General features: G+C 57.6%; 10 protein-coding genes. 5 read left to right on the forward strand and 5 right to left on the reverse strand.

Features of this window, described 5'->3' with window-relative positions; all coding sequences use genetic code 11:
• Positions 1-154 precede the first annotated feature (154 nt).
• The 4 genes from mnmG (at position 155) to HPC62_RS04875 (ending at position 4,963) form a co-directional block, all read left to right on the forward strand.
• The gene (gene mnmG, locus HPC62_RS04860; RefSeq protein ID WP_172354005.1) at positions 155-2,065 is read left to right on the forward strand and encodes a tRNA uridine-5-carboxymethylaminomethyl(34) synthesis enzyme MnmG; all 1,911 of its coding nucleotides are present in this window, start codon (positions 155-157) and stop codon (positions 2,063-2,065) included.
• Positions 2,066-2,181: 116 nt separating this feature from the next.
• Positions 2,182-2,775 (forward strand): tRNA-(ms[2]io[6]A)-hydroxylase, encoded by a 594-nt coding sequence (gene miaE, locus HPC62_RS04865; RefSeq protein ID WP_172354006.1) that lies wholly within the window; start codon positions 2,182-2,184, stop codon positions 2,773-2,775.
• A 15-nt stretch (positions 2,776-2,790) separates the two neighbouring features.
• Complete coding sequence (locus HPC62_RS04870; RefSeq protein WP_172354007.1) at positions 2,791-3,318, forward strand: GNAT family N-acetyltransferase; 528 nt, start codon at positions 2,791-2,793, stop codon at positions 3,316-3,318.
• A gap of 415 nt (positions 3,319-3,733) precedes the next feature.
• Positions 3,734-4,963, forward strand: coding sequence for a glycosyltransferase (locus HPC62_RS04875; protein WP_172354008.1), 1,230 nt, complete (start codon positions 3,734-3,736; stop codon positions 4,961-4,963).
• Positions 4,964-5,159: 196 nt separating this feature from the next.
• On the opposite strand, the gene HPC62_RS04880 is transcribed toward HPC62_RS04875, so the two are convergent.
• The 4 genes from HPC62_RS04880 to glyS form a co-directional block, all read right to left on the reverse strand.
• Positions 5,160-5,336: a DUF4278 domain-containing protein gene (locus HPC62_RS04880; RefSeq protein ID WP_084782687.1), complete on the reverse strand. Its 177-nt coding sequence runs from the start codon at positions 5,334-5,336 to the stop codon at positions 5,160-5,162.
• A 584-nt stretch (positions 5,337-5,920) separates the two neighbouring features.
• Entirely contained in the window at positions 5,921-6,883 is a 963-nt protein-coding gene (gene crtC / locus HPC62_RS04885; protein WP_172354009.1) for a cyanoexosortase C, read from the reverse strand.
• 20 nt (positions 6,884-6,903) lie between these two features.
• A complete protein-coding gene (gene hpsJ-C / locus HPC62_RS04890; protein WP_172354010.1) occupies positions 6,904-7,497 on the reverse strand; it encodes an HpsJ-like protein, cyanoexosortase C-associated in 594 nt (197 codons plus the stop codon).
• Positions 7,498-7,857: 360 nt separating this feature from the next.
• A complete protein-coding gene (gene glyS, locus HPC62_RS04895; RefSeq protein WP_172354011.1) occupies positions 7,858-10,002 on the reverse strand; it encodes a glycine--tRNA ligase subunit beta in 2,145 nt (714 codons plus the stop codon).
• Between the two features lie 306 nt (positions 10,003-10,308).
• Between glyS and HPC62_RS04900 the strand changes: the two genes are divergently transcribed.
• Complete coding sequence (locus HPC62_RS04900; RefSeq protein WP_172354012.1) at positions 10,309-11,757, forward strand: sulfotransferase family 2 domain-containing protein; 1,449 nt, start codon at positions 10,309-10,311, stop codon at positions 11,755-11,757.
• A 136-nt stretch (positions 11,758-11,893) separates the two neighbouring features.
• Here the strand turns inward: HPC62_RS04900 and HPC62_RS04905 are convergent, their stop codons facing one another.
• On the reverse strand, positions 11,894-12,958 hold the full coding sequence (locus HPC62_RS04905; protein ID WP_172354013.1) for a hypothetical protein: 1,065 nt from the start codon (positions 12,956-12,958) through the stop codon (positions 11,894-11,896).
• Between the last annotated feature and the right edge of the window lie 14 nt (positions 12,959-12,972).

Genomic DNA, 12,972 nt, shown 5'->3' on the forward strand with positions numbered 1-12,972 from the left:
CACGCTGGAAAATCGCTGTAGGATCAAGAATGGAGCAACGCTCGGCTTGGAACTTTGCGTCTGAAGCTTTCTACTGCCCGTTCGCCATTCCATCCTCTGTGCTGCAAGTTCTTGTCGTGCAACCTCCACTTGACGTAATCTGTTCAATCTTGCCGTGGATCTTCAGAGCTTGGTCGATTTTCAAGATGCGTTTGATGTCGTGGTCGTGGGTGCGGGCCACGCTGGCTGCGAGGCGGCGCTGGCGGCGGCCCGGCTTGGTTGTCGAACCCTGCTGCTAACGCTGAACCTGGACAAAATTGGCTGGCAACCCTGCAACCCAGCCGTGGGCGGCCCGGCCAAGTCGCAACTGACCCATGAAGTCGATGCTCTTGGCGGCGAGATTGGCAAAATGGCCGACCGCACCTATCTGCAAAAGCGCGTGCTAAACGTATCGCGGGGGCCGGCAGTGTGGGCGCTGCGAGCGCAGACCGATAAACGGGAATATGCGTCCGTTATGCGCGGCATTGTGGAAAATCAGGAAAACCTGACCCTGCGCGAGGGCATGGCGACTGACCTAATCCTGGGCAAAAACGAGGAAGTCGTCGGCGTGCAGACCTACTTTGGCGTGGCGTTTGCCTGCAAAGCGGTGGTGCTGACGACGGGCACGTTTCTGGGCGGCATCATTTGGGTGGGCAACAAGTCCATGCCGGCTGGACGGGCAGGCGAGTTTGCCGCCACAGGGCTGACCGACACGCTGAATCGCCTTGGCTTTGAAACCGGGCGGCTGAAAACCGGGACTCCGGCGCGGGTGGATCGGCGCTCGGTGGATTATTCTCGACTGGAGCCGCAGCCCGGTGATGACGATGTGCGCTGGTTCAGCTTCGACCCGGAGGTGTGGGTTGAGCGGGAGCAACTGTGCTGCTACCTGACGCGCACCACCGCAGAAACCCATCGGCTGATCCGAGAAAATCTGCACCTGTCTCCGGTGTACGGCGGCTGGGTAGATGCCAAGGGACCGCGCTATTGCCCCAGCATTGAAGACAAAATTGTGCGCTTTGCCGACAAAGAGTCGCACCAGATTTTCATTGAACCTGAAGGGCGAGATATTCCTGAACTCTATATCCAGGGTTTTTCTACCGGGCTGCCAGAGGCGCTGCAAATCCAAATGTTGCGATCGCTCCCCGGTTTGGAAAACTGCGCTATGCTGCGTCCTGCCTATGCGGTGGAATACGACTATCTGCCTGCGACCCAGTGCTATCCCACGCTGATGACCAAAAAAGTCGAGGGGCTGTTTTGTGCGGGACAGGTGAACGGCACGACCGGGTATGAGGAAGCCGCGGCCCAGGGGCTTGTGGCAGGCATTAACGCGGCTCGCTTTTGTCGCAGCGAAGCCATGCTGATCTTCCCGCGTGAGCAAAGCTACCTTGGCACGCTGATTGACGATTTGTGTACCAAAGATCTGCGGGAGCCGTATCGAATGCTGACCTCGCGCTCGGAGTATCGGCTGTTGCTGCGATCGGACAATGCCGATCAGCGCCTCACCCCTCTGGGCCGAGAAATTGGGCTGATCGACGATCGCCGCTGGGACTTGTTCACCCGCAAGCAGGCGCAAATCACTGCCGAAAAAGAGCGGCTGCACACTACCCGCATCAAGGAACACGATGATCTGGGCCAGCAAATCTATGCCGATACGCAGCAAGCCATTAAAGGCTCCATCACGCTGGCGGATCTATTGCGCCGACCCGGTTTTCACTATGGGGATTTGGAGCGCTACGGCTTGGACAATCCCGACCTCAGTCGTGCTGAAAGGGAAGGCGCGGAGATTGACATTAAATATTCTGGCTATTTGCAGCGGCAGCAAAACCAGATCGACCAGATTGTTCGGCAGGCAAACCGCCCCCTGCCGCCCGATTTGGACTATTACAGCATCGACACGCTTTCCAAAGAATCTCGCGAAAAGCTGTCGCAGGTGCGCCCGCTGACGATTGGGCAGGCAGCGCGGATTGGCGGCGTGAATCCGGCTGATGTGAACGCGCTGCTGCTGTATCTGGAACTGCGATCGCGCCGAGTGGAGGCGGTGGGATGAGGAAAGAGGGAAGAGGGAAGAGCGAAGAGGGCTTGACCTTGGCTTGCTGCCTTCTCCTCGTCGGGTCATTCCAACACCCTGTCACGCAGCGTTCTTGTTAATGTGTCACGGAATCTATGCAGGCTGTTAAGACCATCAAGTTTCTCAAGGAGCCGACTTCGACGGCGTGGGTTGAGCAGGCGATCGCCCATCTCGACACCATCCTGCTCGATCATTCCCACTGCGAGCGCAAGGCGGCGGGTGTGGCGTTGAACCTGATGTTTCGCTATCCCTCCAGCGCCAAACTGGTGCGGAGCCTGACGGCGATCGCCCAGGAAGAGTTGGAGCATTTCGAGCAGGTGAACCAGTGGCTCGATCGGCGCGGCGTGGCCCTGGCCCCGCTGTCGGCTCCCCCCTACGGCGCGGGACTGTCCAGCCAGATTCGCCGCCAAGAGCCACACCGAATGCTGGATTCGCTGCTGGTGTCTGCGCTGATCGAGGCTCGCAGCCACGAGCGGCTGGGGCTATTGGCACAACACTGCCCCGATGCAGAACTGGCGCAGTTTTATCGCGGGCTGATGGCTTCGGAGGCGCGGCACTATGGCGCGTATTGGACGCTGGCGGCGACCTACTTTGACCCAGACACCGTGAACCGGCGGCTGGCAGAACTGGCAGAAGTCGAAAGTGCGCTGTTGGCAACGCTGCACCCAGAGCCGCGAATCCACAGCTAGGGGATTGCTGGGGAAATGGAGTGGTGGAGTAGCGGGGAGCAACTGGAGACGGCGCGGCTGTGGCTAGAACCTGTGTTGCCGGATGACCGTTTGGCGGTGTTTCAGGAATTTACTGCGGCGATCGCCACCTTTATGTATCCCAAGCCGCCCCAGGAGATCCGCGAAACCGACGAATTCCTTAGCCATGCCCTGCGGCAAAACGCCAGCGGTACAGATCTGCACCTGACCATTCGGCGGCGCGAAACGGCGGAATTTTTGGGGCTGTGCGGCATCACCCAAATCCAAACCCCCACGCCAGAGTTGGGCATCTGGCTGAAGGAGGCGGCCCACGGACAGGGCTATGGGAAAGAGGCGATCGCCCGCCTCAAAGCCTGGGCAGATGAGCATCTGGACTACGAATGCCTGCGCTATCCCGTCGATCGGCGCAACCTCGCCAGCCGCAAGCTTGCCGAACACCTGGGCGGCCGCATCGTGGGCGAGTATACGCAGATGAATCTGAGCGGGCGAATGCTGGAAGTGTTGGAATATCGGATCTATCCCTAAGTAGGACGTGGTATTGCAGGGCAGCGCTGCCCTGCAATACCACCTGTGTCCTAATACCTAATAAAAGTGACTTAGAGCTAATTTATGAAGCAAATCTTAAGAAGCCTGAAACTCTTGGCATGTGTGGCTTTGAGGTCATGTTTGCCCAGGAAAAGCGGTTTCTCGGAAATCCTTGATTAACAAGGCTTTCAGGCTCCTTTACAAATTAGCTCTTAGGACCTACACCGTTGAATGATTTCGCACGGGCGCAGCCCGCGAGAAATCATTCAAACCCCAGAAAACCTATCGCAAGTGCGTAAGTCTTGTGACTATGGCCATAAGAGGTGGGGCTATAAGAGGTGGGATATGTATGCCAAAATTGCAGTGATTCATTCAGGAATCTGATCTCTGCCCCCAGCCCCAGAAGCCCCTAAAAATGCGCGTTCTCTTCCTGCACAACAACTTTCCGGCGCAATACTTGCACCTGTCGCAACTGCTGGCCGCCGACCCTAATAATACGGTCGTCTTTGGCACCAAGCACACCGAAAACGTGCAGCTTGCCGGAGTACACAAGGTCAACTTTGCACCCTCGCGAGAACCAACGCCCAATATCCATCACTACGTCCGCAATTACGAAAGCGCCGTTTTGCACGGGCAGGCAGTGTATCGATTGGCAGAGCAGCTAAAAGCCTCAGGCTTCGTGCCGGATGTGGTCAGCGCCCATTCGGGCTGGGGCGTGGGCATGTTTATCAAAGATGCGTTTCCCGAGGCAGGCTATCTGGCCTATTGTGAATGGTTTGGGCGAGCGCATGGCAGCGATGCCGACTTTGACCCTGCCTTTCCCATGACCCCAGATGATGTGCTGCGGATTCGCGCGGGCAATGCGCCGATGCTGGTGGATCTCTATAGCTGCGATCGCGGCTTGGCTCCAACGCTCTGGCAGCGCGACCAGTTTCCGCCAGAGTTTCACTCCAAAATTTCTGTCCTCCACGATGGCGTAGATACAGACTACTTCTTCCCCGACCCAGCGCAGAAAATGCTGCTCGTTAATGAACGAGGCGAGACGGTTCTAGATCTGTCCGAAGAGGAAGAAATTATCACCTACGTCTCTCGCGGCATGGATGCTTACCGGGGGTTTCCGCAGTTTATCCAGGCCCTGGGGCTGGTGCTGGAACGTCGTCCAAAGGCCCATGTGGTGATCGTCGCCGCCGATCGCATTGCCTACGGCCCTGCCGCCCCCGAAGGCAACAGTTTTAAGGACTACATGCTAAAACAGGTGCCCCTGGATCTGTCGCGGGTGCATTTTGTCGGTAACTTACCTTATGGGCTGTATAAACTCGTGCTGCGAGCATCATCGGTGCATGTTTATCTGACTCGACCCTTTGTGCTGTCGTGGTCCTTTATGGAAGCAATGGCATCGGGCTGTTTGATCGTTGCGTCCGACACGCCACCCGTTCGCGAAATGATGCAAGACGGGGTGAATGGTCTACTGGTCGATTTCTTTGTGATAGAACAAATTGGCGATCGCATTTGTGATGCACTCGAACACGGAAAAGACATGCAGCACATCCGAGACGCTGCACGTCAAACGATCGTCGAACGCTATTCTCAAAGAATTCTGTTACCCAAACATGTGGAATTATTGCAAGAACTGGCCGCAACCTGAAACAGGCAAAGGGATGAGGGCAAGCACAGGTCTGAAGTATAACAAGAAGTACAACAACAACAACAAGCACAACAAACAGTGTCACAAAAAGTGCCATAAAAAGTGCTATAAAAGTGCCAAAAAAAAGCACCCCGGAGGGTGCCTCGGTTTCGCCACAGTTGCTAATCCAAACTTGCCAAACAGAAAAAGTCTAGCGCTACTTGACCCAAGCGCCGCGATACTTCAGACGCAGATCGATGGGCTGGTTGGGAACATTCCGAAACTGGTGCTGACGGACAGGGACACCCCGATACTTGCCAATGACCTCGCCTTCCCACCCTTCAACGGCGTTGTTGGCGGGTTCATAGGTCGCACCACGATAATGAAGTTGCATAGTGACCTCTCAAGACACTCAAAAAGAATTGCTGGTAATCGAATGACCCGATTTGACTAATTCGGTCACCGGAGGGTTGCAGGTTAAACGTCGTAGCGCACTCTCCAACACACGGCTAGCGCTGTTCCAGAGCAGCAAATTAGTGCTGCAAATCAGGTGTTGAATTAATTCTGTATTCATTGTTACCGTTTTTCGAGGTTCTGTCAATGCCGACCCACAGGATAGTCGTAAACCTTAACAATTCAAGCCATTTCTGTCTTGCGGACCCTGCGAACAACCTGATATAGCGAAATGGCGCGAATCGTTTTTGCTCCGTGGAGCAACGATCCGCGTCTCTTTAGAGCCTCTTTAAGGCACGAATATACTTCACGCAGCAATTTCAGCCCTCACCCTAAATCCCTCTCTCACAGCGGGAGAGGGACTTCAACCCCGTATCTAGCTCCCCTTCTCCCAAGTGGGGAGAAAGGGTTGGGGGATGAGGCCAGCAAGTTTGCTGTCTCAAGTCTGTCAGTGCCCTCTTTAAAGGGTAGGCTGCTAGAAGGGTAGGCTGCTAGAAAGGGAGGCTGCTTGAACCGGGTAGTGGCTCAAGCCGGCCGACGACGGTTTGCCAGGGCCCTCGCTGCGTAGTAGTAGAACGTGAACAGCACGCTAGAAAAGAGCTGTCCGCCCCAGTGCCCATGCCAAAACTTGAAGGCGGCATCGCCCCAATAGACCGAGGCGATGGTCAGCAGCATGATGCGCGGTACGTTGAAGATGAGCGCCAGCACAGCACCGATCGCCATCATGCCCAGCACCTTGGGCCAGGTCTGCTTCAGGAATAGCCCCATGATCAGCCCAGCAGCGGCCATGGTGAACGCCATGTTGAATCCATTGCAGCCCCAGTCTACATCCACCGCGCCTTGGGGGAGGGCTACCACCGTGCCATCGGCGATCGCCGGATGCCCAATGACTCGCAGCGCCGTGGCCCCTGCCTGCGCCATAATGCGTTCCAAAAACTCCGGCGGCGTGAGCGCTGTCCAGACCAGTCGCGCCATGACACCGGGTTTTGGGTAGGCTGTGAGGGCCAGCATTCCTACAGCCACCGGATAGCGCCAGAAGAAACTGACCCCCCAGGTGCTACAGGCTATGCCTGCCAGGGCCAGCAGCCAGAGGATAGACTGTGGCCAAATGGCGAATCGACAAAAGGGAAACAGCAGGACGCTGCAACCAATCAGCAGGTGTCCGAGAAACTGATCTTCTTCAGAAGCGTGCATTTGGGCAAGCTGATCGCGCCGCTTCCAAAGCTGCTGCAAGCCCAAAAACACCATCACCGATAGCAGCGGCAAGCCGGCTGATCCCTGGGCTGCCCGGGTGATTAGGCCGGGGAGCCAGGCTGGAAGATAGCACAGACCCACAGTGAGTCCTGCCAGCACCAGCCGCCCGTGCCAGGTTTTGACCGACGCTTTGAGCCAGGGCAGGATGGCATTGTGAACGCTCTGACGAATGCTAGTCCGAAGGCTCTGGAGAATACTAGGGCGCTTCTTTTTACGACTTTTGGTTTGACTCATGGAGTTTTATTCAGCAGCATTTAGCTTCTGCGCGATCGCATTCCGACTCGTCCTAGCCCGATTAGCCCCAGTCCCACAATCACCAAATTACCCACGCTGGCAATGCTGGATTTGGTAATGCCTGTGCGGGCGTTTTGCTTGAGGGAGTCTGCTTGGGCCTGGACTTGGCGGGCGGCCTGCTCAAGCTGCTCTGGGGTGACATTGGGCGGCAACTCCTGATTGCGGCTTTGCTCAATCTGGGTTTGAATTTCGGCGGCGCGAGTGCTGATGTTTTCCACGGTTGCCTGCTGCAAGACCAGCCCATCGCGGATTACCACCAGGCAGCAAATCTGAAAGAATACGCCAACAGCCAGGGCGATGTAGGCCAGCGGCTTGCGCTGCGATCGCTCTTCCCAAAAGCCGTATAGCAGCAGGGCAATGCCAAACAAAAAGACAATGCTGCGATCGCCCAGTTGTTGCAATACGCTAATCCGCCACGCCTCGCCTGCGCCAAACGGCAGAGCGATCGCGCTCATATCCAGCAAAAAGCCCGCTATGCAGGTAAACCCGACGATTCGGCAAAGTCCTTTTGCCACCTGCGGATTGACCATCGACTGACCCGGCACGCTAACCATATGCAGACCACCTAATGTGAAATTGTGAGATTTTGAAACTGTGGAATGAATAATGTAAAACTGCGGAACTGTGAAATCTTGCAGCTTGGAGCGCTACAAGGGTGAATTCACAGATGAATTACGGCCGAATTCACACATGAATTCACGGCTGAATTCACGGCATGGCGATCGAAACGGAAGCGTTTCGACCGGGCGATCGCATTCCACTCCTTCTTTCACTGACAGAAAACAGCCATCCGGGTGATGCCAGCACAACTTCTTCCGTGCTTTGCACAGGCTTTGTAAAGGCTATATATCCAAAAGCGAGCTAAAAGCGAGAAACTGCGTAGATCCTACGACAGGTCGCACGAAAGGCTTCGCTTACTTGACGATCGCCCCAAAGTCGGCCAGCACTCGCGCATGGTTTCGCAATAGCCCCAGCAGGTTGAGCCGATTGCGGCGTACGGCCGGGTCATCCGCCATCACCAGCACACTGTCTTCGCCATCAAAAAAGCGTCTGACCACGGGCGCAGCGTTTGCCAGGGCATCCACCAGCTTTTGGTAATTGCGCTCGGCCTTGGCGGCCTGCGTTTTGGGCACCAGCTGAATCAGCGCGTCGTAAAATGCCTGCTCCGAAGACTTCTCGAACTGCTTCGGGTCGATCAGCGGCTTGGGATCAAGCGCAGCAGTGTCCAGATCGCCCTGCTTAGCCAGCCGCGCCGAGCGATTCACCGTTTCATAAATTGCGTCCAGGGTTTTGTTGTTGCGAATGGACTGGAGGAACAGGGCGCGATCGCGCACATCTAGCACATCCTGCAACGCGCGATCGCCATACTCAGCGTCATTTTCGCCCACCACGGCATTCACCAGGTCGTAGTCAATGCCTTGGTCTTCCTGAAGCAGCGTGCGAATCCGCGTCAGGAAAAAGTCGCGGAGTTGATGATGCAGCGCGGTGGCATCCTTGACCGTGCCCGTAGGATAGTCGGCAATTACGTTCTGGAGCACCTGATCCAGATTCAGCGGCAGGTTTGCGCCCCAGGCAATGTTGACAATGGCGTTGGCGGCGCGGCGCAGGGCAAAGGGGTCTGAAGAGCCGCTGGGAATCATGCCCAGGCTGAAAATCCCCACCAGCGTATCGATCCGATCGGCCAAGCCCACCACTTGCCCCGTCTGGGTTTGGGGTAGCGAGTCCGATGCGCCTTTGGGCAGGTAATGTTCGGCGATCGCCAGCGCGACGGCCTCCGGTTCCCCACTGGCGCGGGCATACTTTTCGCCCATCACGCCCTGGAGCTCTGGAAACTCGCCTACCATCTGCGTCACCAAGTCTGCCTTGCACAGCAGCGCCGCCCGCAGGACGTGGGTTTTCGCCGTACCCGTGATCCGAAGCTGGTCGCACAGTTGCTCGGCAATGCTAACGAGGCGATCGCTCTTGGCCCGCATTGACCCCAAGGCTTCCTGAAAGGTGACGGTTTCTAGCTTGGGCAAATAGCTCTCTAGCGGCTGCTTGCGATCGCTCTCAAAAAAGTAGCGCCCGTCCGACAGCCGCGCCCGAATCACGCGCCCATTGCCCTCGGCGATGATGTCTGACTTGGCCGGGTCGCCGTTGGAAATGGTGATGAAATAGGGCAGCAGATCTGGAGAATTTTCCGACTTTCGCACCGGAAAATAGCGCTGGTGGCTCTCCATCTCCATCACCAGTACCTCGGCGGGCACCTCCAGAAACTCTGGGTCAAACTGCCCGACGACGGCGGTGGGATACTCCACCAAATCCACCACTTCATCCAGCAGGCTGGGGTTAACGGCAGCAACCCCGCCGACCCGCTTGGCTGCCGCCACGGTTTGCTCTTGAATCACCTGACGACGCTCGGCCGGGTCTACTTCGATGAATGCCTTCCGCAGCGTGGTGACGTAGAGCGAGGCGCTTGGAATCTTGACGGGTTCGGGGTGCAAGATGCGGTGTCCTTTGGAGAGGCGATCGCTCGTCACCGTTTCTCCCCCATTCACCAGCGTCAGCGGCAGCACGACCTCATCCCACAGCGCCACCAGCCAGCGAATCGGCCGCGAAAACCGCTGGTCGCCATCTCCCCAGCGCATAAACCGCTTGCCCTCTAGTTTGAAAATCCAGTCGGGAATGAGTTCTGTCAGCACGTCAGTCGTGGGGCGACCGGGAATCGTCTGCTGCACGAAGATAAACTCGCCCTTGTCGGTTTTGCGAATCTCGAAATCTGCGACCGACACGCCGCGCGATCGCGCAAAGCCTTCGGCGGCCTTGGTCGGCTGCCCGTCCTTAAACGCCGCCTGCACCGACGGGCCCTTGGCCTCTTCCACACGGTCGGGCTGGCGCTCTGGCAAGCCCTCGATCACCACTGCCAGGCGACGCGGCGTGCCGTAGACGTTCACCGCTGAGGGCTTGAGAAAATGCTCACTGAGGCTGGCGGGAATTTTCGTCTGCCACTGGGCGATCGCGCTTGCCACAAACCCTGCGGGCAGTTCTTCTGTCCCCACTTCCAATAAAAACGTCGCCATAGATGCGATTCTCCAAACCCGGCGGCTCCGTGCGCCTTGCTAGTCCTAACGGTTCTCAACTTCAACAGTGTATCGCAGGGACGGGGACGGAACGTATCGATGTCTCCTTGAGCGCTACAGGCGCAGGGGCAAAAACGTCTTAACATTTTCAACATTTTGCCAGCGCGGTAGGCCATACCCACGCTTCTGAGTCGTGCTGAGAATTAAAACTGCTGGAAGCCCTGTAGACAAACGACTGGCAATCCAAAATCCAAAATCCAAAATCCAAAATCAACATACCGAGCGTCGGCGGTTTATAATAGCCGCATGGACGACTCGACTTTCCCGACGCTGTATTGCCCCTTGGCGGCGACCGACCAGCTTTGCTATATTCACATTCCCAAAACGGCGGGTTCCACCCTAACGGCGATCGCCGATGCCCAGTTCGACGTGCGCCAGATCGCGCCGGGGCCGTATCAGCTACCCGCGCTCGATCCGGCGGCTGAGGGGCGATCGCCCACCGAATTGCGGCAGTTGCTAACGCGCTATCGCTTCATCCGGGGACACTTCAGCCACAACTTGATTCGGCAATTTCTGACGCGCCCGGTCTACATCACCGTGCTACGCGACCCGGTGGATCGGGTGATTTCGCTGTATGAATTTTTTCGGCGGGCGGCCCAGCGCGGCACTGCGGAAACGCCGGAATACGAAGTGCTGATGCGGGCGGCGGCGGAACATGACCTGTTGGGCTTTGTGCTGCATCCCGACCCCATTGTGCAGCAGCGGACGAGCAATTTTCAGACGCGGCAGTTGGCGATTTGGGAGGGGGATGAGGCGGCGCTGTCGGCGGACGATTCCCAAAAGGATTACTTGGCGAATCGCCTCCAGTCGGCCTGCGCCAGTGTCGATCGCTTTGCCTGGGTGGGGCTGATGGAGCAGTTTCACGCCTCGGTGCAGCTTTTGAACTACCGATTTGGCTGGTATCCAGCGGCGGAATATCAAAACCTGCGCGTGGTAACGCATCGGTCGCGGCGGGAAGGTCTGTCGCCAGCGGTGATCGAGGCGATCGCCCAGCACAACGCCCTCGACCAAGCGCTATACGACCACGCCAAGGCCCGCTTTGCTGTCCAATATCAGCAGATGCTTGAGGCGCTACACCAGCACGAGAACTTGCAAGATGCCAGCAACCCCCCTGCGGTGCAGGTCGCGCTCCAGCAGCACTACGCCCGCCACTATGCGGCGACGCACCCGCCGGAGCAGTTTCCCGAAGTCTCCCGCAAGCGGTTCGTTTACGACTTTCGACAGCCGCTCTCTGGCGAGGGCTGGCATCGGCGCAACGGTCGCTTTAACGGCATTTCGCCGCAGGATGCCACCCGCTGGTCGGGCCCGGGGCCAGTGTCGGTGCTGGATTTGCCGCTGGTGGGGCCGCTGGCGGGCAATGCTGATGTGCGGCTGACGCTGGAAATCGAGCAGGCAATCGCCCCCGATATTCTCGACAGCCTAGAGCTGACGGTGAACCAGCACCCGGTTTCGCTGCATGTTCAATCGCGCCAGGGCGGCGGCGTGCTGACGGGCACTATTCCGGCGATTCGCGAAGCGATCCCTGCGGGAATCGCCCTCCGCAGCCCCCAGCCCTTCGCCCGCTTCACCTTTCGCCTCAGCCACACGCTGCCGCTGAATGCAAACAATCCCGCATCAGAAGATGATCGGCTCGTTGGCTTTGCCCTGCGACGGTTAACGCTAGAAGCTGTTCGCCGCTGGTGGATTTGGGCATGAAGCCTCAAGATTAATTTTGGAAATTTTGGATTTTGGATTGCCTATTCAGCGTCTGTGGGTCTTCCAGCCATCTTAAATATGTAGCTATGCGTAGCTCTGCTTGAGGGACAGGGTTTTGGGTGATGCAAAAAGCCTCCTACTCCCAGTCTCCAGCGGGATCGCCCTCCTCTTCCGCCATGACCTTGAGGCGAATGCGGCGGGAAGTGCCGCTGTCCGGGTCGCCCAGTTGCAGTTCCAAAATTTCGCCGGAGAGCGGAGTTAGATACGCCAGGAGCGATCGCAAGTTTGGGGTGCTGCTGCCGCTGTCGAGGTAGACCCGCTCTGACAGGCTGACGATGCGCCGCCAGGTGGTGTAAAGTTTGGCGATCGCCTGTTCGAGTTGGGCTGCCTGGTTTACGAGGTCGGCGGTGCTGTTCAGGCAGCCGATTCGCATCGCTTCTTCTAGGGCGCTTTCCAGATCCAGCCCGTCGCGGTTGAGCGTCTGCACCTGGGTTGCGGCGTTGAGGTATTTTGCCAAAAAGCGGGCCTCGGCGGTGACCTGCTTCACGGTGTCGATGTCGGGATTTTCCGCCACTTCGTCTCGCAGGTGAACCTGGTGCGCTTCGGGCAGTTTTTCCATTTCGCGCACCAGCGGAGCCAGATAGCGTGTGGGCAGGGTGTGGTCGGCGGCTTTTTCCTTCACCTCGATGGGCAGCAGGTCGGAGGTGACGGCAGTCCACTCGTCCGCCAGTTGCCGCACCTCTCGCCGCGTGATGCGATCGCCCCGATGGGCGGCCTCGCTCACCATCTGCTGCACTTCCGGCGCGGCCTGGGCCGTTTCGATGAAGGCGCGTTTGCTAAACTGGCTCACGTCTTGCGGCTCCAGCAGGCCCTCTTGCAGCAGCAGGTCAGCACTGTCGGCCAGCTCCATCAGGTTATAGGCATGGCTTTTGCTGATTTCTCGATCTGCCAGCCAGCGCAAGAAGCCAGCGCCGCCTGCGTTGCCAACGCGCTTTTCGCGATCGCGCACAGTTTTCAAGATGCGCCCGCGCCAGATGTCGGTCTGCAAATCGAAGCGATCGCACACCTGCCACGCCGCCTCGATCTGCTGCTGAAACTCGTAGTCGGAAATCTGCTCATCCTCTGGGTCGGGAAGCTGAAAGGTCAGATCAACCTCAGGGGTGGTGGATGTGAGATCAGAAATATAGGGTGCGGCAACCATATCTAGCGTTTGGC

It is taken from the genome of Thermoleptolyngbya sichuanensis A183 (assembly GCF_013177315.1).
GTDB classification, from domain to species: Bacteria; Cyanobacteriota; Cyanobacteriia; order Elainellales; family Elainellaceae; genus Thermoleptolyngbya; species Thermoleptolyngbya sichuanensis.